The sequence below is a fragment of the Protofrankia sp. Cas8 genome (assembly GCF_963555845.1).
Lineage (GTDB): Bacteria > Actinomycetota > Actinomycetes > Frankiales > Frankiaceae > Protofrankia.
Map to the genome: position 1 here is coordinate 62,270 of NZ_CAUVXI010000001.1, position 23,189 is coordinate 85,458.

A 23,189-nucleotide genomic window follows, 5' to 3' on the forward strand; every position below is an offset into this window, starting at 1 on the left:
CCCTGTCCCGGTCCGGTTCCCTGTCCTGCCCGGTCCGCGGCGGTGACGGGCGGTTACCAGCCCAGGACGGCGGCGATCTGTTCACGGTGGTGGGCTGCGCCGCCGAGTAGCACGGCGTCGGCGCGGGCGCGGCGGAAGTACAGGTGGGCGTCGTGTTCCCAGGTGAAGCCGATTCCGCCGTGCAGCTGGACGGTTTCCGCGCTGACCCTGCGGAAGGCGTCCGAACACCAGGCCTGGGCCACCGCCGCCGCCTCGGTGAACGCGGGTGTACCCGCGGCGAGCAGCGCGCGGTCCACGGCCGAGCGCGACATCTCCACAAGCACGAGCAGGTCCGCGCACAGATGCTTGACGGCCTGGAACCCGCCGATGGGACGGCCGAACTGCCGGCGCTCCTTCACATAGGCGACGGTCATGTCCAGGCACGCCTGCGCGCCACCGAGTTGCTCGGCGGCGAGCACCACACCTGCGGTGTCGAGCGCGGGGCCGACTGTTGCAGCCGCGGTTGCGCCGTGGGTGAGCCGGGTCGCGACCGCCCCGGTAAAGGTGATCTGGGCTTGGGCCCGGGTGAGGTCGAGGGTGTCCAGGCGGGTGACGTCCACCCCGGGCTCGTCGGTGTCGACGAGGAAGAGATCGGGCCCGCCGCCTGGCTGCGGCACGGCCGCGACGACGAGGCTGCGAGCGCCGGGGGCGTCCAGGACGAAGGGCGCGACCCCGTCGAGGGTCACCCGCGCGGACGTGCCGGCCCCGCTCCCGTTCTGAAACGTCACCTGGAGGCGGTCGGGACGCCAGCGCCCGTCGGCGTCGGTGACGGCGAGCGCGGCCACATCCCCGGCCGCGACCCGCGCGAGTGCGCTGGCCGCGGCGGATCCGCCTGTCCCGGCCTGGGCAGCCCCGGCCTGGAGGGTGCCGGCCAGCACCTGGCCGGCCAGCACCGTCGAGGACAGGAAGGGGACGGGTAGGAGGTGAGCGCCCAGCACCTCGGCGACGGTGACGAGCTCGGCGAGGTCGCCCGCGCCGCCGGCCTCCGCCGGCAGACCCAGACAGGCCAGGCCGATCTCGCGGCCCAGGATCTCCCAGGCGTGTTCGTCGAAGCCCGGCCCGTCGTCCCCCAGGCCGCGAGCCAGGGCCGGACCCCCGAGTTCCAGGCAGGCCTGCGCGACGGTGTCCCGCAGGCTTGCGAGCTCCTCGCGCCGGTCGTCAGAACCGGTGGCCGGTTCGGTGGCCGGGGCCGGGGCCCCGGCCGTGGTTGCGCGGGTGTCGACGGTCATGGGGTGTGCTCCGGACTGATCGTGACGGCCTGTGCGGCCTGTGCGGCCTGTGCGGCCTGAGCGGCGGCGAGCCGGGCGACGGGTACCCGTTGCGGCGAGCACGAGACGTAGTCGAGCCCCAGGGGCTCAAGGGTGGCGATCGATGCCGGGTCGCCACCATGCTCCCCGCATATTCCGATCTTGATGTCGGGCCGGACCGCCCGGGCCCGCTGAGTGGCGAGGGCGAGCAGTTCGCCTACGCCGTCGGGGTCGAGCTCGGCGAACGGGCTTGCCGGTAGCAGGCCGCGTTCCAGGTAGTCGGACAGCAACCGGCTCTCGACGTCGTCCCGGGAGAAGCCGTAGGTGAGCTGGGTGAGGTCGTTGGTACCGAAGGACAGGAACTCCGCGTGTACCGCCAGCTGGCCGGCCAGCAGCGCGGCCCGCGGCGTCTCCACCATCGTGCCGATGCGGTACGCGACGGTGACACCGCTGCGCCGGGCGACCTCGGTGGCGACGTCTGAGACCGCGGCGGCGGCCAGGGCCAGTTCCCGCGGTATCGAGACGAGCGGGATCATCACCTCAAGGATCGGGCGGACGCCTTCGGCGGCGACGTCGATCCAGGCGGAGAACAGGGCGTCGACCTGAGCCGGGTAGAGCCCGGGGTGCAGGAGGGCGAGCCGTACACCGCGCACGCCGAGCATGGGATTGGCCTCGCGCAGCTGCCCGGCGCGGGCGGCCTGCCGGTCGTCGTCATAGTCACCGTCGTGGGGAAGGAACTCGTGCATCGGTGCGTCCAGGAGACGCACCGTCACCGGACGATCCCCCACCGCGCGCAGCAGGTCGCGGAAGTCCTCGCGCTGAGCGTCGGCCAGGGCCGCGAGCGCCTTGCGTTCGTCCTCGGCATCCTCGGCAAGGATCACCCGGCGGACCAGCGGCAGTCGGGCGCCGAGAAACTGGTGTTCGGTCCGGCACAACCCGATGCCCTCGGCGCCCAGCCGCACGGCGCTCGCCGCGTCAGCCGCGGTGTCGGCGTTGGCCCGCACCCCGAGCCGGCGGTGGTCGTCGGCCCAGCCGAGCAGGACGTCGAGCTCGGCGGAGGGGGCTGCCGGGCGAACCTCGACCGCGCCGACGTAGACGTCGCCGGTGCGTCCGTCAACGGAGATGACGTCGCCTTCGCGTAGCTCCCGCCCATCCACACTGACCCGGCTCGTGGCGGGATCGACCCGCAGGCTCGACGCGCCACACACCGCGGGCCGACCGGCGCCGCGGGCGACCACGGCCGCGTGTGAGGCGAGCCCCCCGCCCGTCGTGACGACGGCGGCGGCGGCCAGCAGACCTGGCACGTCCGCGGGTGTCGTCTCGGTCATCACCAGGATGGTGGGTACACCGTCCGCGGCCCGGTCGAGGGCGTCGAGGCTGGACAGCGAGATTCGGCCGCTGGCCGCGCCGGGGGAGGCGGCGAGCCCGCGTACCAGCAGCGGTTCGCCGCCGCGTAGCCGCAACTGGGGGTGCAGCAGCGCCTGTACCTGTTCGGGCCGCACCGAGCGCACCGCGGTGGCCTTTTCCAGGGTGCCCGCCTGGACCAGGTCCACCGCGAGCCGCACCGTCGCCTGGGGGCTGGGATGGCTCAGTGGCGCGGCACTGAGCAGCGCGAGCTCACCGTCTTTCAGCTCGAACCCAACCTGTGCGACGGTGCGGAAGTGGTGTTCGAGGGTGGCCAGCGCTTCGCGCAGGAGATCGGCGCCACCGGGCAGCTGCGCCAGCGGCTCGCCCGGTCCGCTCGGCGGTTCGCTGCGGCGTACGCCGCGGTGGAACACCCCGCTCGGTGCGAACGCGCCGGTGTCAGGGTCGCGGCTGGCCGCGCTGCCGTGGCCCGAACGTGCCCACGGTCCGATGAGCAGCGCCTGCAGATGGAGGGCGATCGGGGTGTCGGCCGGCAGTGACTGCGCCGTGCGGGCACGTCGTCCGCGCGGGGAGTTCCACCGGGCCAGCGTCGCGGTGGCGGCGAGCGCGACCTGCTCGGCCGGGTCGTGCGGATAGGGCCGGTTGCCCAGCCGCTCACACATGTCGAGCAGCGCGGGTACCTGTTTGGCCGGGTCGGGGTTGTCCAGGACGAGGTCGTCGAGGTCGTCGGCGGGGACGCCGAGGGCACCTTCGGCGATGGTCCGTACCGTCGCCGACCAGGTTTCGTACAGTGTGTCCGCACGGCCGATCGCGGCGCACAGCGCCGGGGCCGTCGCCGGCGAGAGCCCGAGTCCCGCGACCATCGGTGGCAGGCCCGCCGCCGGCACCGGGGCGCTTGCGACGAGCCGCAGCAGCATCGGGCGGTCGGCCTGCCCGACGCGCCGGCCGGCCAGCGCGGACAGCAGATCGACCGCGCCGCGGGCGACAGTCACCTCGGTGAGGTCGCCGGCATGTGACGCCGGGATCGTGAGACCCGGGACGGTCGGCAGCCCCAGCCGCACGAGGCTGTCCATCTCCATTCCGTGGACGCCGAGCTCGGCGGCGTCCAGACCACGGGCGTGCCCGTGGCCGTATGGGACGAGGTGCGCGCCGGGGGAGGGGGACGACGCAGCGTTCACCCGGCGGACCCCGCGACCAGCCGTTCCTCCAGCGCCTCGTCCTCGGCCCGACTCACACCGAGTAGCAGTAGCAGCTCCTGGTGCAGGCGCATCCACACCGTGTGGTAGGAGTCGCTCAGCGGTGAGGTCAGGGCGGAGGCGTCACCGGCGTCGAACGCGTCGAGCGCGGCGCCCAGGTCGTCGCGGTAGTGGCCGAGCCCGGGGACCGGGTCGGCGAGCCGGCGGATGATCCGTGCGATCGATGCGTGCACGTCGTCGAACTGATCGCGTACGGTCGCGTCATAGGTGGCGTCGCCATGGTCGTTGGCCGACCCGTCCGGCCGGCACTGCCACGCCGTGCACAGCTCCCGCAACCTACGGTTGACAGGCAGGAACGCATGGTAAAGGACGGTGACCTGCTCCTCGGCCCGGGAACCGGCCGGCAGCCGGGACCAGCCGCCGACAAGCTTCCTGGCGTCGACGGTGGGCATCGTCACCGGGCCCTTGGCCAATGCCAGCCCGGCATGCACCAGGCGGTCCAGTTCCGGGGCCGGGCCACGCCGCATGCCTCGAATGACGAGGTCGGTCAGTGCGGCGCGGGTCGCTTCGTCGAGCGAGTGCGGGTCTGTTCCGGTCGCTAACTGCGTCATCGGTGTTGCCTTTCCTCGTCAGGCCGTGAATCGTGCCCGATGGCGTGTCGTCTCATGATCTGTCATGTCATGAGCTGTCGTGATGCTTCCTGACGGCCTGGAAGCGCCGGGTAGGCCCTGGTCCGACCATCGGTGTGTGATTCCGGTCATGCTGCGTCTTTTGGGAATCCGAGTCAAGAAACAGGCGGGTGCGGCCGTGCTGTGATCGCCGTCGCAGCTGTACCTGGGGATCGTCGTGGCTCAGGCTGCCTCGCTGTCGTTCACTATGTAGACGGTGACTACAGTAACTACTTCAGTGCGGACGTGCAGGTCCGGACCGTTGCGGCCGTGCCGGGAGCCGTGGCCGGCCCGAGCAGCACCGCTCCCCGGGCGACCGAGGTGACCGAGGTGACCGAGGGCTGGCGGGCTCGCCGTCGGGGAGCGCCGCCGGTCCCGAGCAAAGTAACTGTTGACATCCTCTAGTTAAGACGATGTGATGCGGGTCATAGGCACCCGGATCGTGACGGAAGGGGCTTCGGCGTGTCGGCAAAAATGATCTTTACGATGGAAGGGGTGGTCCGATGACCACCATTGACACGACTCCGCTCGCCGCTTCCGTCCCCGCTTCCGTCCCCGCCGGCGCTTCAGCGGACGTCGACGGCTTTGCGCCCGTCTACACCCCCGCGTTGGACGGCAGCGCTGACACCGTCGTGGGCCGGGACGCGCGCTCGGTGATGGAGCGGCTGGTCGGTCTCTATCGGGAGCAGACAACGGACCAGGCGCCGGCGCAGTGGCGTGAGCCCGTCCGCAACTACTCCGACCCACAGCGCTGGCGTGATGAGATCGACGCCATCCACCGGCGGGTCCCGTTGCCGCTGGCGCTGTCCTGTGAGCTGCCCGAGCCGGGTGCCTACAAGGCCATACAGGTCCTCGACACCCCGGTGCTCATCACCCGGGACGCCGCCGGTGTCGTGCACGCCAGCGTGAACGCCTGCCGCCACCGGGGCTCCGAACTGGTCGCGGAGGGCGTCGGCCGGACGAACCGGGCGAAACGGATCACGTGTCCGTACCATGCCTGGTCCTACGACATGGCGGGCTGTCTCGTCGGCATCGGCGGTGAGAAGACCTTCGGGCCCGTCGACCGCGACCGTAGCGGGCTGGTGTCGCTGCCCGCGCAGGAGCGGGCCGGCATCATCTTCGTCGGGCTCACCCCGGGCCGTCCGCTCGACCTCGACAACTGGCTCGGCGATCTTGAGCCACTACTCGAAGGGCTTGGGCTCGCCGGGTGCCATCACCACTCCACACGGGTGCTACCCGGGCCGAACTGGAAGATCACAGTTGACGGGTACCTCGAGGGATACCACTTCGCCTCGCTGCACCCGACGACGGTCTACAAGACCAACCTGTCGAATATTGCCGCGTTCGACAGCTGGGGTCCGCACCAACGCAACGCGTTCGCGCTGCGGACCATTGCCGAGGCGTCCACGGCGCCACCCCAGACGTGGGACCCGGCGACCTGCGTCGGTGCGATCTTCTGGCTGTTTCCCGGGTTGGCTGTTTCCGGGGGTTGGCGCCAGTCGGTCTCGGTGTCCCTCGTGCTGCCCGGCCGCACCCCCGAGGAGTCCCGTACCCAGCAGGTGATCCTGCTGCGTCGCCCACCGGCCGACGACGAGGAACGCAGGGCCGCGGACGTCACCCGCGACTGGTTCCACGACGTCGTGCGCGACGAGGACTATTCGACCGGCTTCGGCGTGGCACGCGGACTCGCCGCGCTTGCCGGCACCGATTTCGTCTTCGGCCGAAACGAGCCCGGTGTCCAGCATTTCCACCGAGTCATCGACCGGTTCCTCGACGAGGGCGGTACCGCGCAGCCCGGCCACGGCGACCCGAGCTGACCGGCACCTGTTTCCCGACCACCTGTTTCCCGACCACCCGATTTCCCGACCACCTGTTTCCATCTACCCGTATTCCGACCAGGAGGTCGTACGCATGACTCTCGACGGACGTGTCGCCGTTGTCACCGGAGGCAGCCGAGGCATTGGCCGCGGGATCGTGGAGGTGCTCCTTGCCGACGGCGCCAGCGTCGTGATCAGTGGCCGTTCCGAGGCCAAGGGCAAGGAGGCCCTCGACGAGCTCGCGGTCGGCGACCGGGCGCAGTTCGTGCCCGGTGACGTCCGGCTTCAAAGCGACGTGGAGGGGCTGATCGACGCCGCTGTCGCGAACTACGGCCGGGTCGACATCCTGGTGAACAACGCCGGTGGCAGCGACGGGTTCGCCCCGATCCACGAATTGACCGACGAGGCCTGGACCAACGCCCTCAACTGGAACATCAACGCTGTCTTCTGGGCCACCCGGCGAGCCGTGCCGTCCATGCTCGCCAACGGCTGGGGACGGATTATCAACATCTCCTCGGTCGAGGGCAAGCAGGCCAACAAGGCTGCCGTCAGCCACTACATCACCAACAAGCATGCGCTCAACGGCTTCACCAAGGCCACGGCGTTCGAGTACGGCACCACCGGGATCACCTGCAACGCGATCTGCCCCGGCGCGGTCGAGACGGACCTGATGAAGGAGGCCGGGCCCGTGGCCGCGGCCAGCGTCGGCATCACCTATGAGGAGTTCCTCCAGACGTACGCGAACGAGTCCGCGATCAAGCGGCTGAACACCGTCGAGGAGGTCGCGGCGATGGCCCGGTTGCTCGCCAGCGACGTCGGCGGCGGCATCACCGGCGCGCTGCTCAACGTCGACGGCGGTACCGCCGCCTGGTAGCGGCGACGGCCGGTGGGAGTCCCGGTTCGGCAGTTCTACCGAACCGGGACTCCCACCGGCCCGGCCATGCCCCCAAGCGCGAGTCTGATGGATCTTCGACCAGCATCCGTCAGATGCCATGGCGAGTTCTCCTCTCGGTCGACGGGTCTTCGGGAATACCCCGGTCAATCGACCCACGCCAGACGTTATGAAGCGGATTGCGCAGCCTCAATACGCGGCGCTTTCCCGGCAGGGACTCCAGCCGATGGCGCTCGATGGGCGGCTCAGATCGATGGCGAACAAGGCCGAGTGGCCTGTCCGCCCACCCGGCCCCGCTCCTTGATCCACGCCCCTATTGCCGGGCGCTCTAAGTGCGGACCGCCGGTGGAGGCGGTTCTCAGCGCGGGAGATCCGCCATCAGGGGGCGGTGGCCGCCAGCGCCCGGCGAAGGCTCAGCGCAAGGATGATCTGTGTGACCCCGTGAACGATCACCCAGATTCCGAAGACCACGGCCAGGACGTAGACGGTCGCAGACGGCCAGGACATGGCCACGATACCGGCGATCACGCACAGAATGCCGACCAGGGCGGCTCGCCCACGTCCAGGATCGTTCGCCGGAGCGGCCGAGGCCATGATCAGCCGGATGAATCCGGCTACTACGAGGGACACCCCAACTATCACAGCCAGCGCCCAGAGCGTCACAGCAGGCCAGGCAAGTGCCACGATTCCGCCCACGACCAGCAGGACGCCGAACACGGCCGCCATGGCAGGTTCCGGCGCCCGTCCCGCCGCGAGCACCTCGGTGATCCCGGACAGCACCATAGCCAACCCGACCAGGATCGCCAGCGTGCTCGCCGAGTCGGACGGGTTTGCGACGAGCACGACGCCGAGTGCTGTCACGGCGATGCCCAGCACAAGGAGGACGGCCCACACTGCACCGGCGGCGTCGCCGTACTCTCGATGCTCTGTCGCTGTTCTGGACATCATGACCTCCCTGCATCCGGTGCGGCCACGCGACGGTGATGCGCGGTGGCGCACCGAGGGTGTTCCCCCATTTCGACCGCGCCAGTCCCCGCGGGCATTGCCTGACCTGATGGCAGCGTCGACGGCGCTGCCCGGGAAACCGCGCTGCCCGGGAAACCGCGCTGCCCGGGTAACGGCGCTGCCCGGAAAACAGAATTGCCCGGGTAACGGCGCTGCCCGGGAAACCGCGCTGACCACGGAATCATCTGATGGATTACGCGCCGGGTTGTCCGTTGTGATGAAACCATTACCACAGTGCGCGGTATGTGACGCCTCGACCCCGCGCGACGGCCTACGGTTCCAGGGAAACGTCCACTTCGGATATCTGCTGGGGGCAAGCATGACCGCCAGAACCCTGCGGCGTGCCGGTGTCGTCACCGTCACCGGGATGCTCGCCGCGCTCCTGGGTGCCGCTCCGGCCAGCGCCTTCCCCTCCCTCACCGCCGGCGGCGACCCGGGCTCCACGGCGGCCGGTGCGGCCGGTGACGTGTCCCGTATGGCGCTCGACATCACCCGCGGTGCGCTGTCCAGCGCCGCGAATGCCGTCCCCGGCGTTGGTGGAACCACTACCAACGCCAGCACCACCCCTGGCTCAGGTTTCGGCTCCGCCCCGGGAGCCAACGCCGCCCCGGGAGCCAACGCGGGCTCGGGAGCCAACGCGGGCTCGGGCACCGGCGGCAACGATGGCGCCGACCCCGGCAGCATGGGCGAGAACACAGCCAATGATGTTGCCCATGCTGCCTTGAATCTCACCCGCGGTGCGCTCTCCAGCGCCGCGGACGCCCTCTCCGGCGCTGCCGGCTCCGGGTCCGGATCCGGAGCCGCAACGGGCGGCGGTTCCGGCGGTTCCGGGACCGGTGGTGGGTTCCCGCGGTGACATCGACCGGCGGGATCGGACCGGTACCCGCTACCGGACCCTGACGGCGTCGCAGTGCTGGTCGCCGTACGCAACGACACAGCCGGACCGGCGTGACCTCACGCCGGTCCGGCTGTGTCGTTGGGCTGTGTCATCCGGTTGTGTCGGTGGGCAGGTCCACGGGATCGGACAGCTACCCGCGCATACGGGCCGACCGGTTGGCTTCGCATTACCATGCGAGGCGTCGCATGGCTGGTCGCCCCTGCCCGCACCACCGACCACCAGCCACCGCATCATGGTCGGTGGCGGGTGCGAGGTCGGATGGGTGAGGGGGCGAGCCAGTGGCTGGCCGGGACGTCGAATACGACCGACCGATTCTGCTGAGCTGTGGGCGATGCGGTGTCCGTTGGACGGCGTTGAACGCCGCCCACTGCCCGAGCTGCCATGAAACCTTCGTCGGGGTGAGTACCGGATTCGACACCCATCGGGTCGATGGCAGGTGCGCTCCGCCCGCGCAGGTCGGCTTACACCGCGACGGCGGCTACTGGTTGACCAACGGCGAACGTGCCCCCGGCAGGATCCTGGTGGTGGGTAGCGACTCCCGCACACATCCGGTGGACTGAGCTCGCCCTGCACGACGCCCACGGCGACGATCATGCATCGGCGCCGTGGGCGTCGGTGACGCCGCGGGCGAACTCGTGGAACCGTATTCCTCATGAGGAGTCACCGGCGAGGGGACCCTCCCGTAGGACCGGCGTCCGTGCCGGCCGATGCGCGTGACCGTCCCGCATCCCTCCCTTGCGGTTAATCGTCATGACGTTTATGGTCTCCGTGTGACGTGGACCACGGTTGATACGGGCAGCGTGGACGCCCTCCGGTATCTCCTTGGCTCGCGTGTCCGGTCCGCCGGTACCGGCGGTACCGACGGTTGGCGAAGGGGAGGGCATACCTCGTCCGTGGCCACGGCGGCTGGCGACTCTTGGGGCCTCCGAGCGCGCGAAAAGGACCATGATCGCGTGCACTTCGGCCAACTGGATGACGGCCGGGCGTGTCTGGTTCCCGGTGGATCTCCAGAAGGGGGCCGCCGAGCATGTCCTTGACAGCGAACATCGCGAGGAATAATTTTCCTGGCACTTGATCCGGCTCTGACTCGGCGTCCAGGTGCGACACCGCCGACAGTCCTTCCCCACGTCCAGCTGTTTCCCAACTGATCCTCTATCACTCGGCGACGGCATTCCGAGACGGTGGCCGGCCGGTGCCGGCGCTGTGTCAGGATGCCTGCCTTTTCCTTCAAGGACCGACGGGGTAATCACATGCATCGCAGTTCTCGAAGAGTAATGCCCCTCGTCGTCGGCGTGGTCCTCGCGCTGTTCCTCGCGGCGTGCGGCAGTGATTCGGACTCGGCGACGCCGGCGGCGGTAAACCCGAGTCCGGCGTCCGACGCGTCGTTAGCAGCAGCCAAGGCGAACCTCGCCAAGTACCTGACGCCGCCGACGAGCATCGTTCAGTCCACGCCGCTGAAGTCTGCGCCGCCGAAGAAGAAGGTCGCCTTCGTCCAGTGCGCGGACCCGAGCTGCGCCATCCTGGCTGGCTTCGTCAAGGACGCCACCAGCGCCCTGGGTTGGAGCCTGACCACGCTGAGCGCCACCGCAACCGATCCGGGTTCGGCCATTCAACAGGCCATCGACGCCGGCGTGGACTACATCGCCACCACCGGCTTTCCCGTCGACCTGTTCAAGCAGCAGATGAACCAGGCGAAGGCCAAGGGCATCCCGCTGTTCATGTGCTACACCACGGACGTGCCCGCGGGACCGGGCAACAACCTTTTCTCGGACTGCAACGACGCCACCGCCGCCAGTGCCTTCGGCGGCGCGATGGCCGACTTCATGGCTGTGGATTCGAACGGCAAGGCCGACATCCTGCAGGTGACGATCCCCTCCTACCCGGTTCTGACGGCACAGGCCGACGGGGTGACGGCCGAGCTCGGCAAGAACTGCCCCAGCTGCAAGATCCACAATCTTGAGACGACGGTCAACGACCTCGCCGGTGGCGCCGTGCCGCAGAGCATCTCCTCCTACCTGCAGGCAAATCCCAGCGTCAACTACGTCTTCTTCACCTACAGCGGCCTTGAGAAAGGTGTGCCGGCCGTCCTGAAGACAGCCGGCCTGTTGGGGAAGGTGAAGCTGGTCGGTACCCAGGGGGCGCAGCCGCAGTTCAACGAAGTCATCAACGGCACCTCGACGGCATGGAGCGCACTCCCGCAGGAGCTCGCGATGTGGACGATGGTGGACCAGATGGCTCGTGTCGCAGTCGACCAGTGGTCGCTGCCGGACGAGCGCAAGGCCGCGATCTCGCCGTTCTATCTCGTGAGCACACCCGACCAGGCGAAGGCCATCGTGGACGAGAAGAACGGCTGGCCCGGGCCGGCGGGCTTCAAGGACACGTTCAAGAAGCTGTGGGGTCTCTGAGGTCACGGCAAGCTGAAATCAGACGGTTCGCCGAAGAGTGCGCGATCATCGTTCTTTCACGCACTCTTCGGCCCCAGCAGGCGCGGGGTGTCAGGTCAGTTGAGTAATGGTGAGTGACGGCGAAGTCGAGACAGCGTCGCAGGAGGACCGGGCGAACGTGCCGGCCCTGGACATCCGCAACCTGTCCAAGACGTTTTCCGGGCAGGTGGTCCTCGACCGTGTCGATCTTGCCATCGCTGAGGGAAAGGTGCACGCCCTCGTCGGGCAGAACGGCTCCGGCAAGTCCACCCTGATCAAGATTGTGGCGGGCTACCATCGGCCGGACCCGGGCGGCGGCGTCTGGGTGCACGGTATGCCGTTGCAATTCGGATCAGCGGCGGCGCACGAGGCCGGAATCCGTTTCGTCCACCAGGACCTGGGGCTGCTCCTCGACCTCAGCTCGGTGGAGAACCTCATGCTGGGACTGTCCTACCCGCGGGGCTTCCTCGGCCGGATCCGCTGGCGGGAAGCCCGCCGGCAGGCGCAGGAACGGGTGGCGCGGGTCGGGCTCGACATCGATGTCCGCGCCCCGGCGGGCGAACTGGGGCTGGCCGACCGCACAGGTCTCGCGATCGCGCGGGCGCTTCCCGAACCGGACCAGGGTAGGGCGGTGTTGGTGCTCGACGAACCGACCGCCGCCCTGCCGGCGGCCGACGTGGACCGGCTGTTGGCGACGATCCGGCGGCTGCGGGACGCCGGACACAGCGTGCTCATCGTCTCGCACCATCTGGACGAGGTCCTCGACATCGCGGACCACGTCACGGTCCTGCGCGACGGCCGGAAGGTCGCATCGGCAGATGCCGCCGGCATGGACCGCGACACCCTCGGCCGGCTGATGGTTGGTCACGACCTGGTCATCTCGACCGGGCGTGACGAGGCGGTCGAGGCGGCCGGGCCCGTCGTCCTCGGACTTGAGGAGATCGCCGGGGGAACCGTCGCCGGAGTGTCCACCACCGTGTGCCGTGGGGAGATCGTCGGAATCGCCGGCCTGACCGGTTCGGGTCGCGAGGTGCTGGGTGCAATGCTCAGCGGACGGATGCCCCGGACGGGCCGGGTGTCCGTGGACGGTGTCGCCGTTCCGTCGGCGAATCCCGCCGCGGCCATGGCTGCCCGGCTGGCCTTCGTACCGGGAGAGCGGGCGCGGTATGGCACCTTCGCCACCCTGACGGTACGCCAGAACCTGACCATGGGGTCACTGCGTCGCCATGTCCGGCGCGGCTACATCGACGCCGGGTCCGAGCGCCGGGAGGTTCGTACCTGGGTCGACGAGCTCGGGATCGTGACCCGCGGCGTGGACGCGCCCATCACGAGCCTGTCCGGAGGTAACCAGCAGAAGGTGCTCGTCGCCCGCGCGTTGCGCCTGTCCCCGAAGGTGCTCGTGCTCGACGACCCGACCGCCGGCATCGACGTGAAGGCTCGTGATCAGGTCCACAGCATCATCGAGCGTAGCGCGGACGCGGGAACGGCGGTCCTGCTGGTGTCGACCGACAGCGAGGAGCTGGCCCGCCTGGCCGACCGCGTACACATTCTGAGTCACGGACGTGTCGTGCGCACACTGCACCGGGGCGCCGACCTTTCGCCGGAAGCCGTTGATCACGCACAGGTATCGCTGGGAGCGCCATGAGCCCCTTTTTCGACCGGCGGTCCTGTGATCAAGGCCGCCTTCCTCCTGTATCTCCCGAGGTGGAGCAATGTCGTTAGAAATCGGTCGTCGACCCACGGCCGACGGCACCGCGGCCGACAGCACCGCGGACCGGGCCGGCGCCCAGCCGGCCGGGCCCGTCGCCGCCCAGCCACCCGCTGTGGAAGCCGTGATCGCGAAGGGCGGGGCAGGTCGTGGTGTCGCGGGCGGTCCGTACCCGCCGGGGCCTGTCCGGGCGCCGGTCAGCCTCACGGTCGGCAAGTACAGTGCTCTACTCCTTTTCGCGCTGTTCATCGTCATCTTCGGAGCGCTCAAGCCACATTTGTTCCTGACGGTCAGCACGTTCCGTCTCACCTTTGGCGAAGGCGTGGTGACCGCGGTCCTGGCGCTGGCCTTCCTGGTCCCGCTCGCGGCCGGCATCTTCGACCTGTCGATCGGCGCGATGATGGGTCTGTCGCTGGTACTGATCAACTGGTTCGCGGCCAACACCGACATCCCGGTCGGCCTGGTCTGCCTCGGCGCAGTGCTGGTGTGCTGTCTGGTCGGACTGGTCAGCGGCTTCCTGGTGGTGCGGCTCCGGGTCAACTCGCTGATAGCCACCCTCGGCGTGAGCCAGGTGCTCACCGCCGTGGGCCTGAAGGTCTCTGACAACCGCCAGATCACCGGCGCGTTCTCCGACCGGTTCGCGACGCTCGGCAGCACGAACCTGCTGGGCGTTCCGGTGGTCGTGCTCTACCTGCTGGCGCTGGCGGTCATCCTGTGGTTCGTTCTGGAGCACACGCCGGTCGGGCGCTACCTGTTCGCGGTCGGCAGCAACCCGGAGGCCGCCCGGCTGGCCGGCCTGCCGGCGGAGCGGCTCGTCTACGGCTCGCTCATCGCCTCCGGCGGGGTGGCCGGGATCGCCGGCGTCATCTACGCGATGCGGGTCGGCGTCTATACCGCGGACTCCGGTTCAGGTCTGCTGTTCCCCGCGCTGGCAGCGGTGTTCTTCGGGGCGTCGCAGTTCTCCCGGCGGCCCAACGTGTGGGGCACGCTGGTCGCATATTTCGCGCTCGCGTTCGGTGTCAAGGGCCTACAACTGGCCTTCGGGCCCGGCACCTTCTGGATCCAGCCGCTGTTCCAGGGGGTGGCCCTGCTGATCGCCGTCGCGCTGGCGAGTCGACAGGTCGCCCAGACCCGGCGCAGCCGGCGAACGCAGGCGGCGGCTGCCGAGTCCGAGTCCACGTCCGGGTCCGGGTCCGGCGCGCAGCCTGAGCCCGTCGCGACCGGCGAGCCACGTGCCCCGGCTCCGTGACGCCGTGTCCCTGTTGCCGGTTGCTCTCAGCGCAGTCGCTTTCAGTGCATCGGAACCTTTTTCTGCAGATATCTCCCCTACCGGATCGGAGTACCTTCGGTGATCAGTACGTCGGACAATTCCTCGACATATCCGATTTCGGCGGAAACCGCACGGCAGCTGACACGCCCCCTGTTCGGTCACGTTATCGACGGTGAGGTCGTCCCGGCTGCCGACGGAGCGACGATGGCGGTCGTCGATCCCGCGACGGAACGGCAGGTCGCCACCGCCGCTGCCGGCTCGGTGGCCGACGCCGAACGGGCCGCACAATCTGCACGCGCAGCCTTCGATGACGGCCGGTGGCGGTTCCTCCCGCCCTTGGAAAAAGAACGCCGGATGCGCAGGCTCTCCAGCCTCCTGACGGAGCGGGCGGACGTCTTCGCCGAGATCGATGTGATCGACGCGGGCTTGCTGCGCTTCTATGAGGGCTTCATCGTCCAGTTCGCGGTCGACGGTATTGACTACTACGCGGGCTGGCCCTCCAAGCTTTCCGGAACGATTCCGTCGGTACCGTCGGACCTGGCCGTGTATCAGCACCGGGAGCCGATCGGCGTCGTCGGCCTGATCACTCCGTGGAACGGGCCGACGGCCGTGTTCGCCTCGGTGGCCGCCGCCCTCAGCGCGGGCAACAGCGTCGTGCTGAAGCCGGCCGAGCAGACCCCCATGTCGGCGGTTCTCATGGCGGAGCTGGCGCTCGAGGCGGGGATTCCGCCGGGGGTCTTCAACGTCGTTCAAGGTGTCGGTGAGGTCGTGGGCGCCGCACTCGTCGCCTCTGCCGACATCGACGCCCTGTCGTTCACCGGGTCCGTGGCGACCGGTTGCGCGATCCAGGCGGCCGCCGCCGCACGGGTGAAGCGGGTGAGCCTCGAACTCGGCGGCAAGAGCCCGTTCATCGTCTTCCCCGACGCCAACCTGGAGGCCGCCGCCGCAGCGGCCATGGCCGCGGTGTGGGGCGCATCCGGACAGGTGTGCACCGCGGGTAGCCGTCTGTTGGTGCACCGTTCCGTGCACGACAAACTGGTAAGCATGATCATTGAAGGGTCGCGTGACATCCGGCTCGGCTCGGGTTTCGACCCCAGTAGCCAGATGGGACCGCTGGTGTCCGCGGAACAGCTGGAGCGGGTGCAGCGCTACGTCGGCTACGGCCGTGACGAGGGCGCGGAGCTGGTGCTCGGCGGTGAGCGTCACGGCGATGTCGGCTACTTCCACCAGCCGACGGTGTTCACATCCGTGCGCAACGACATGCGGATCGCCCGCGAGGAGATCTTCGGGCCCGTGATGTCCGTGCTGGAGTTCGGCTCGGAGGAGGAGGCCATCGCCATCGCCAACGACACCGAGTACGGCCTGGCGGCCGGCGTGTGGACCAACGACCTGGGCCTGGCACACCGCATGAGCAGAGCGCTACGGACAGGAACGGTGTGGGTGAACACCTTCCAGATGGTCTACCCGACGGTGCCCTACGGCGGTGTGAAGTACTCCGGGCATGGCCGCACCCTGGGCGCGGCCTCTCTCGACGAGTTCACCCAGCTCAAGAGCGTGTGGATGAAGGTCGGGGCTTGACACGGCAGCGCCGCAGCAGACGTGGCACCCGCCGGGACGGCTGCGAAGGGAGCGAGCATGCGTACAGCGGCCGAGATTGAGGCCGGTTTGGACCGCGCCGACGTTACCGAGGTGCTTTACAGGTATGCGTCGTGTATCGACAAACGGGATGTCGACGGGATCCGTGCGACCCTCGCCGACGACCTGTGGGCGCAGTACGGCAACGCTGATCCCATCGTCGGCGGTGACGCGGTCGCCAATTGGATCGACGAAGGCACCCGGGAATGCGTCTGGCAGCATCATCTGCTCAGTGTTTACCATGTGGACCTTGTAGCGGATCACGCCACGGCGCTCATCTACCACACCTCGCACCAGGTGTTCCGCGCATCGCCGGAAACGGTGCACGTGCTCGTCGGCCGGTACCATAACCAGCTGCGACGCACAGCGGACGGTTGGAAAATCAGCAGGCTTCTCTTCGAGATTCTCTGGGGCGAGCGTCGGGTGGACTCCACCGGTTACCTCGCTGCCGTCGGCGGCAGCGGCCCCCAGGTGTATCCCCGTTGACGCGGCCGGACCGGTGAGATTCAGCTGAGGCCGGAAGGGACGATGATGCGGATCGGCCTGTCGGTATACGACATGGGTGCGCGTGACCTACTGGACCTCGCTGTGGCGGCCGACGACCTCGGCTTCGATGCCCTCTGGCTCGGTGAGCATCTCGTCCTGCCGTACGACTACTCCAGCGAGCACCCCACCCAGGGCGAAACGGCGCACCAGCATCACACCCGGCCGATCATCGACCCGGCCACGAAGCTGCTGGACCCGTGGTCGGCGTTGAGTGCCGCCGCAGCGCTCACGACGAGGGTGAAGCTCGCGACGGGCATCTACATCCTGCCGTTACGTCATCCGCTTCTGACAGCTCGTGCCGCCTGCACGACGCAGGAGATCGCTGCCGGCAGGTTCATGCTCGGGGTCGGAGCCGGTTGGCTGCGCGAGGAGTTCGCCGCCCTCGGCGTGCCGTTCGACGAACGTGGATCCCGCCTCGAGGAGTGCCTGGAGGTCCTGCGGTCGGCCTGGAGCGGAGGACCCTTCGAGCATCAGGGTAACCACTTCACGACCGGCAGGATCCAGGTCACCCCCCGGCCCGTTGCGGTGCCGCTCGTCCTCGGGGGGAACACGGACCGGGCGCTGCATCGCGCAGCCCGACTGGGGGACGCCTGGTTCAGTTCCGGCACGCCTTCCTTCTCCGACGCGGTACGGCTTCGCGACCGGCTCGCGGCACTGTGCGAACAGTACGGGCGCGCGATGATTGCCTGCTACTTCCGGTTGGAAGGCCAGGATCTGGAACTGGTGCCCCGCTACGAGGCCGAGGGGATCATCAACCTGGTCGTGTGGGCGGACCAGATATGGCGCGGGGCCGACCTGGCGCAGAAGCGAGCGTGTCTCGCCCGCGCTGCCGACAGATTCATGATCTAGCGGGTCAGCACGGTGCAGGCGCTGACCCCCGGCGCGCCGTAGACGTGGCTGAACGCCACCGTCGGGTTCGCGGGCACCTGTCGCGCCGCGGCGGCCCCGCGCAGCTGCAGGACGTTCTCGTACACCTGACGCAGACCCGACGCGCCGATCGGCTCGCCGTTGGCGAGGCAGCCACCGTCAGTGTTGATCGGAAGGCTGCCGCCGATCCCGGTGGCACCCGTTGCCAGCAGTTCCTCCTGCTCACCGTCTTTGCACAGGCCGCACTCGGCCATGTGACAGATCTCCGCCCCGGACTCGGTGTCCTGGATCTGCGCGACGTCGACATCGCCGGGGGCGACCCCGGCCAGCTCGAACGCCGCCCGGGCCGCGTCCACACTCGGGCTGTCAGCGCGTTCCAGCGCCAGCCACGGGCTGAACACCTCGAACGAGCCGAACCGGCGTGAACGTAGTACCGCGGACCGCAGGTACACTGGCGTGTCGGTGTACCTGCGCGCGCGGTCCGCCCGGCACAGCACGAGCGCGACTGCGCCTTCCCCCGGCGAGCAGAACATGTACTGCGTCAGCGGATGGCTCACCATCGTCGACGACATGATCGCTTCTTCCGTGTGCGGGATACGGCGCCACGCGTTGGGGTTCAGCGAACCGTTGTAGAAGGCCTTGACCGCCACCTTCGCCAGTATCGACGGACTGAGGCCGTACGTGTGCAGGTAGCGCTGCGCCTTCATCCCGAAGAACTGGGTCGTCAGCATGAGTCCGGTTTCGCCGTACCACTGCCCCAGGCCGACCGCCGCGGGGTCGGTGTCGAAGGCACCCCGCGGATGCTTGTCGAAGCCGATCACCATCCCGAGTTCGTACGCGCCCGACCTGATGGTACTGTCTGCGTTGATCAGTGCGCTGCCGCCCGTCGCGCATCCGTTGGCCACGTTGATGAACGGGATGCCGGTCAGCCCCAGGTCCGAGACGAGCGAGTCGGCGGCCCCTGCCGCGAGGCTGCCGCCGAAGGCGAACTGGATGTCGGGCCATTCCAGGCCCGCGTCAGTCAGCGCAGCCCGGGCCGCGTAGGCTCCCTGCGCCCGTCCGCTAACCCCCTCGTGTCGCCCGAACGGATGAATTCCGATGCCCACGATGGCGACATCCACGGCGCACTCCTTTGTGGTTACTTGTGGTTACCCAGGTTCGGGGTCTGGTTTCCGTCTGATCCCCGTTCCGGGTCACCGGATCGGACGGGGGAGAACGCGTAGGTGAGGACCTGGGTGCCGTCGTCGTCGTGACACAAGGGCACGAGGACCAGCTCCATCGGCTCCCCGATGTGCAGCCGCTGCGGGTCGTTTTCGGTCAGGACGGCCTCGACGATGACCGCGCCGGGAAGCTCCACGTATCCCACGCCGAAGGGCGTGAACGGCTCCGGACCGGCGTAGGGCGGTTTGGGACGGAAACTCTGCACGGTGAAGGACCACAGTGTGCCGCTGCGGGGGAGAAGGCGGTCCGTCATGTCCATTCGGGTGCATTTCGGGCACGACTGCTGGCGCGGGAAGGTCGTCGTCCCGCACGACCGGCAGCTGCTCGCGACGAGGCTGGGCCCGTCGTCGCCCTCGACGAACAGTCCGTCGTCCACCGGCCGTGTCCGTACTACAGGTCTGCTCATCATCGGTCTGCCTCCTCGGCGGCGGGTACGTGTCCAGTGTGTTCACCCAACCGTGGCGCCCGCGTGGGAGCAACGGTCTGGAAGGACGAGAACCGGTAGGGGCTCGTCGGGACCAACGCGCTGAGATCGCTGTCGAAGGCGACCGTGGTGAAGAAGTTCCTCGCCTGCAGGTGCTCGTCGTCCAGGACATCCTCGGGGGCGTTGACCGGCCCGATCGGCAGCCCGCGCCGTTGCCCCTCGTGGTAGGCCGTCGTGGCGTCCTGCAGGAGGAACAGGCATTCGATGAGTTCCTGAATGTGTGCGAAGTTCTGCTGGCGGTGCGCCAGATCATCGTAGGCTGTGTCGGTCAGGTCCGCGGCGACGCCGAGGCTTTCCATCCATGCGACCAGCGCATCCCATGGCTTGCGGTCGGCGAGGATGAGCGCGAAGTAGACCCATCGGCCATCGGCGCAGCGGAACAGCGCCGGCTGTGTCGGCACGGGCTGGGCGTGGCGACAGGTCTGCCTGTGCACGAGGACCTTCGGGTAGAACCAGTATGGATTCGCCAGTTCCCCGCTGACAGCGAGCGACTCGTGCATGGACACGTCCACCAGCTGCCCCGCACCTGTCCGCTGGCGATCGAGTAATGCCAGCAGCAGGCCGCAGTGGGCGAAACTCGTCGCCGTGTGGTAACCTTGATTGCCGCCGGGGCGGATGGGCGGGATCGAGTGGTCGTCATAGCCGCAGCTGGCCAGCGGGCCGCCCGCGGCGAGTCCGACCAGATCGCAGGTGCGGTAGTCCGCCCACGGGCCGTCCAGCCCGAACGCGGTGACCGACAAGATGATCAGTTGCGGATGCGTGGCCAGCAGCTCGGAGTAGTCCAGGCCGGCCGCGGCGATCTCGCGCGGGCGCAAGGTGATGAGCAGGACGTCCGCGCCGACGAGCAGGCGGTGCAACAACGCCTGGTCCGATTCCGATCCGTCGGAGACCACGCTGCGCTTGCCGAAATTGTAGTACCAGAACGTCAGGCTCGTGTCGGCGCTGACGACGTCGTGCGCGAAGGGACCGATCCGCCGCGTCGGTGATCCCTGCGGTGGTTCGATCTTGATCACGTCGGCACCGAGCTCCACGAGGAGTCGTCCGGTCCCTTCACCAGCGGGGTCACCCGCCCACTCGACGACCGTCAGCCCCGAATACGGAAGCGGCGGGGAACCGGGTGTCCCGGTCTGGGACGTGGTCATCTCAGATCACACCCGCCGCGGCGAGGTCGGCCACTTCGTTCGTGGACAGGCCGAGGATGTCGCTGAACACGTAGGAGTTGTCCTCGCCGAGCAGCGGGGCTGACCGCCAGTTGTCCTGTTCGATACGGGAGAACGCCACCGGTGTCCCCTCGAAGCGCGCCGGGCCGATCACCGGGTGGTCCAACTCGAAGAACGTGCCGCGATGGGCAAGCTGCGGGTCGACCTCGTTGAGGTCGCGCGCGTCCTGGACGGCACCTGCACAGACGCCGTTGTCCTGCAGCAGTGTCATGACCTCATGCGGTGACCGCTGTCTGGTCCACTCCGCGAGGTGGGCGTCGAGCGCGTCAGCGTGGGCGAACCGGCTCGATCCGCTGGCGAAACGCGGGTCCGTCGTCCATGCGGGGTTGCCGATGGCTTCGGTCAGACGGTGCCAGTCGGTGTCGTCGAAGACTGCGACGGCCACCCACCGGTCCTCGCCGGCGCAGGGGTACACCCCGTGCGGGGCAGCCTGCGGGTGTTCCAGCCGGTTACCCGGGGGGAAGCCCGGCCGGCGGGTCGGTCGTGCGTTCACGGTGACGTCCAGCAGATCGGGACCGAGCAGGCTGACGCCGACCTCCACGGCGGAGGTGTCGATTTCCGTGCCCTTCCCGGTCGCGTTGCGATGCATGATCGCCATGAGCAGGGCCGCGCTGTTGTAGTAGGCAGCCTGGTTGTCCATGTAGGACAGACCCCAACCCGAGGGCTCCCGGTCGGGTAGGCCGCTGATGAAGGACAGTCCGCTGACCGCCTGCACCACCGGCCCGTAGCTGCGGTACGTGTGGTGCGGGCCGCTCTGGCCGAAACCGCTCATGTGGGCGTAGATGACCTCGGGGCACAGCGCGCGTAGCCGTTCGTAGGTCAGATTCCAGCCTGCCATGACGCCGGGAGCGAAGTTCTCCGTCACCACACTGCTTTGTGCGATGAGTCGTTCGGCCAGTTCCCGGCCCTCGACGGACCGCATGTTGATTGTCACGCCGAGTTTGTTGCGGCTGTAGTTGTTGAACAGTCCGCCCTTGTCCGGGTCGGGATCGGGATCCTCCGCGCCGAACGAGCGGGAGTCGTTCTTGTAGAGCGGTAATCGGCGGGGCATGTCCAGCCGGGTCCGGCTTTCGATCTTGATGACCTCGGCGCCGAAGTCCGCGAGCATGCGGGTGGCGACGGAACCGACGCCCATCCAGCAGAAGTCGGCCACGCGGATGCCCGACAGCGGCCCGCGTCGGGCCCGGGGCTGCCGTTGCACCAGCGACGGATGCCGAGCGTCCACCGTGTGACCTCCCTGTACGCGGGTGTGTAGCCGACTTTATTTCTCATGATGAAAAGCCGCAAGCCCCGGTTGCGACCGCTCTGGCCTGGCCTGCTCTGGTCTGCTCTGGTCTGCTTTAGCCTGTCGTCGACGGTGGAGATGGTGGTGACGCGGTCACCCGCCCAGCCGGCGGCGGGAAGGGGCGACATGACCCTTGTGGCTTTTCATCACGACGAATATTGTGCGAATCCGGCATGGCGCAGTCCACCGCAGTCCACCGCGGTCATGGCGCGAGCAATAGCCGATGACGATGCGCCGGCGGGGCGAACCGGGTGGAGAGGAGCCAGCGGTGACCGGTAGCCGGGAATGGCACCTGATGCGCCGTCCTGCGGGATGGCCGACGGACGACGATGTGGCTCTGGTCGAGGTCGACATACCCGACCCCGGCGCTGGTGAGCTCCTCGTGCACAACACCGTGATGTCGGTGGAACCGTACATGCGTGGCCGGATGAGTGCGGTGGCCTCGTATGTCGAGCCCTATGCGCTCGGCGCCCCGATGCAGGGACACGCGGTCGGCGAGGTGGTTGCGTCCGGTGTGTCCGCCATCCCGGTCGGCCGGCACGTGGTCCACCGGGCGGGATGGCGGGAGTACGCGCTGGTAGCCGCCGCGGATGTTGAACCCGTCGATGTTGAACCCGTCGACACGACCGGGTTTCCCGACTCCACGTACCTCGGTGCACTGGGCATCACGGGTATGACCGCCTATGTCGGGCTGCGCCACGTCGCCGCGTGCACACCCGGAGAAACCGTGTTCGTCTCGGCGGCGGCCGGTGCGGTGGGCGCCACGGTCGGTCAGATCGCCAAGGTCATGGGCTGCCGTGTCATCGGCAGTGCAGGCTCCGAGGAGAAGGTCCGCTTTCTCACCGAGGATCTGGGGTTCGACGCCGCGTTCAGCTACCGTGATCAGCCTGTGCGGGCGTCGCTCTCCGCGGCTCTCGCGCAGCTTGACACCGACGGTTTGGACGTGTATTTCGACAACGTCGGGGGAGAACAGCTGGAAGCCGCGATCCGGGTGATGCGCCCGTTCGGCCGCATCGCGCTCTGCGGGGCGATCTCCACCTACAACGCGACCGAGCCCGTACCCGGTCCACGCAACCTGCTGCTGATGATCTGGCGGCGGCTGCGGATGGCGGGTTTCCTCGTCGGTGACCATGCCGACCAGCGCGCCGCATTCACCGGTGACATGTCGCGCTGGCTGCGCGAGGGCGCTGTCCGCAGTGTCGAGACGGTTGTCCACGGTGGTATTGAGGCCGCTTGGCCGACCTTCCTGGCCATGCTCCGCGGCGACAACGTCGGGAAAATGATCGTGTGTCTCGACCAGTCCGCTGGTAGCGAATCGGATCACTGATCACCCTTGACAAGCTAGTTCGTTATAAGGAATCTGTCTCCAACCTCGCCTTCAGCCGTCGACGAAGGTGTGACAT

At 68.6% G+C, this 23,189-nt stretch carries 20 protein-coding genes; 12 read left to right on the plus strand and 8 right to left on the minus strand.

What is annotated here, in order from left to right:
• Positions 1–53 precede the first annotated feature (53 nt).
• From U9977_RS00315 to U9977_RS00325, 3 genes are read right to left on the minus strand one after another with little or no spacing between them, the layout of a single operon-like run.
• On the minus strand, positions 54–1,268 hold the full coding sequence (locus U9977_RS00315; protein WP_322747098.1) for an acyl-CoA dehydrogenase family protein: 1,215 nt from the start codon (positions 1,266–1,268) through the stop codon (positions 54–56).
• Complete coding sequence (locus U9977_RS00320) at positions 1,265–3,829, minus strand: putative PEP-binding protein (protein ID WP_322747099.1); 2,565 nt, start codon at positions 3,827–3,829, stop codon at positions 1,265–1,267. Before U9977_RS00320 ends, U9977_RS00315 begins: the two co-directional genes overlap by 4 nt.
• Positions 3,826–4,458 carry a hypothetical protein gene (locus U9977_RS00325; protein WP_322747100.1) on the minus strand — a complete coding sequence of 211 codons (633 nt, stop codon included), beginning with the start codon at positions 4,456–4,458 and terminating at the stop codon, positions 3,826–3,828. The genes U9977_RS00320 and U9977_RS00325 overlap by 4 nt, the downstream gene beginning before the upstream one ends.
• A 201-nt stretch (positions 4,459–4,659) precedes the next feature.
• Here U9977_RS00325 and U9977_RS00330 point away from each other — a divergent pair, with 201 nt between their 5' ends.
• From U9977_RS00330 to U9977_RS00340, 3 genes are all read left to right on the plus strand, one after another.
• On the plus strand, positions 4,660–4,920 hold the full coding sequence (locus U9977_RS00330; RefSeq protein ID WP_322747101.1) for a hypothetical protein: 261 nt from the start codon (positions 4,660–4,662) through the stop codon (positions 4,918–4,920).
• A gap of 98 nt (positions 4,921–5,018) precedes the next feature.
• Positions 5,019–6,332, plus strand: a complete 1,314-nt coding sequence (locus tag U9977_RS00335) for an aromatic ring-hydroxylating dioxygenase subunit alpha (protein WP_322747102.1) — start codon at positions 5,019–5,021, stop codon at positions 6,330–6,332.
• A gap of 94 nt (positions 6,333–6,426) precedes the next feature.
• On the plus strand, positions 6,427–7,206 hold the full coding sequence (locus U9977_RS00340) for an SDR family NAD(P)-dependent oxidoreductase (protein ID WP_322747103.1): 780 nt from the start codon (positions 6,427–6,429) through the stop codon (positions 7,204–7,206).
• A gap of 396 nt (positions 7,207–7,602) precedes the next feature.
• On the opposite strand, the gene U9977_RS00345 is transcribed toward U9977_RS00340, so the two are convergent.
• The gene (locus U9977_RS00345; protein ID WP_322747104.1) at positions 7,603–8,169 is read right to left on the minus strand and encodes an HdeD family acid-resistance protein; all 567 of its coding nucleotides are present in this window, start codon (positions 8,167–8,169) and stop codon (positions 7,603–7,605) included.
• Between the two features lie 379 nt (positions 8,170–8,548).
• On the opposite strand from U9977_RS00345, the gene U9977_RS00350 reads away from it, so the two are divergent.
• The 8 genes from U9977_RS00350 (at position 8,549) to U9977_RS00385 (ending at position 17,558) form a co-directional block, all read left to right on the plus strand.
• The gene (locus U9977_RS00350; RefSeq protein ID WP_322747105.1) at positions 8,549–9,085 is read left to right on the plus strand and encodes a hypothetical protein; all 537 of its coding nucleotides are present in this window, start codon (positions 8,549–8,551) and stop codon (positions 9,083–9,085) included.
• 320 nt (positions 9,086–9,405) lie between these two features.
• Positions 9,406–9,687 (plus strand): hypothetical protein, encoded by a 282-nt coding sequence (locus U9977_RS00355; protein ID WP_322747106.1) that lies wholly within the window; start codon positions 9,406–9,408, stop codon positions 9,685–9,687.
• Positions 9,688–10,401: 714 nt separating this feature from the next.
• A complete protein-coding gene (locus U9977_RS00360; RefSeq protein ID WP_322747107.1) occupies positions 10,402–11,532 on the plus strand; it encodes a sugar ABC transporter substrate-binding protein in 1,131 nt (376 codons plus the stop codon).
• Between the two features lie 109 nt (positions 11,533–11,641).
• Positions 11,642–13,195 (plus strand): sugar ABC transporter ATP-binding protein, encoded by a 1,554-nt coding sequence (locus U9977_RS00365; protein ID WP_322747108.1) that lies wholly within the window; start codon positions 11,642–11,644, stop codon positions 13,193–13,195.
• Positions 13,196–13,262: 67 nt separating this feature from the next.
• Positions 13,263–14,507 (plus strand): ABC transporter permease, encoded by a 1,245-nt coding sequence (locus tag U9977_RS00370; RefSeq protein WP_322747109.1) that lies wholly within the window; start codon positions 13,263–13,265, stop codon positions 14,505–14,507.
• 225 nt (positions 14,508–14,732) lie between these two features.
• Positions 14,733–16,106, plus strand: coding sequence for an aldehyde dehydrogenase family protein (locus U9977_RS00375; protein ID WP_322747110.1), 1,374 nt, complete (start codon positions 14,733–14,735; stop codon positions 16,104–16,106).
• Between the two features lie 57 nt (positions 16,107–16,163).
• Positions 16,164–16,649 (plus strand): nuclear transport factor 2 family protein, encoded by a 486-nt coding sequence (locus tag U9977_RS00380; protein WP_322747111.1) that lies wholly within the window; start codon positions 16,164–16,166, stop codon positions 16,647–16,649.
• A 45-nt stretch (positions 16,650–16,694) separates the two neighbouring features.
• Complete coding sequence (locus tag U9977_RS00385; RefSeq protein ID WP_322747112.1) at positions 16,695–17,558, plus strand: TIGR03619 family F420-dependent LLM class oxidoreductase; 864 nt, start codon at positions 16,695–16,697, stop codon at positions 17,556–17,558.
• On the opposite strand, the gene U9977_RS00390 is transcribed toward U9977_RS00385, so the two are convergent.
• Genes U9977_RS00390 through U9977_RS00405 form a run of 4 tightly spaced genes read right to left on the minus strand, consistent with a single transcriptional unit; the run spans position 17,555 to position 21,726 of the window.
• Positions 17,555–18,697 carry a thiolase family protein gene (locus U9977_RS00390; protein WP_322747113.1) on the minus strand — a complete coding sequence of 381 codons (1,143 nt, stop codon included), beginning with the start codon at positions 18,695–18,697 and terminating at the stop codon, positions 17,555–17,557. The genes U9977_RS00385 and U9977_RS00390 overlap by 4 nt on opposite strands.
• A 17-nt stretch (positions 18,698–18,714) precedes the next feature.
• The gene (locus tag U9977_RS00395; protein WP_322747114.1) at positions 18,715–19,203 is read right to left on the minus strand and encodes a Zn-ribbon domain-containing OB-fold protein; all 489 of its coding nucleotides are present in this window, start codon (positions 19,201–19,203) and stop codon (positions 18,715–18,717) included.
• Entirely contained in the window at positions 19,203–20,423 is a 1,221-nt protein-coding gene (locus tag U9977_RS00400) for a CaiB/BaiF CoA transferase family protein (protein ID WP_322747115.1), read from the minus strand. The genes U9977_RS00395 and U9977_RS00400 overlap by 1 nt, the downstream gene beginning before the upstream one ends.
• A gap of 1 nt (position 20,424) precedes the next feature.
• Positions 20,425–21,726, minus strand: coding sequence for a CoA transferase (locus U9977_RS00405; protein ID WP_322747116.1), 1,302 nt, complete (start codon positions 21,724–21,726; stop codon positions 20,425–20,427).
• A gap of 289 nt (positions 21,727–22,015) precedes the next feature.
• Between U9977_RS00405 and U9977_RS00410 the strand changes: the two genes are divergently transcribed.
• Complete coding sequence (locus U9977_RS00410) at positions 22,016–23,113, plus strand: NADP-dependent oxidoreductase (RefSeq protein WP_416210434.1); 1,098 nt, start codon at positions 22,016–22,018, stop codon at positions 23,111–23,113.
• Positions 23,114–23,189: the final 76 nt, after the last annotated feature.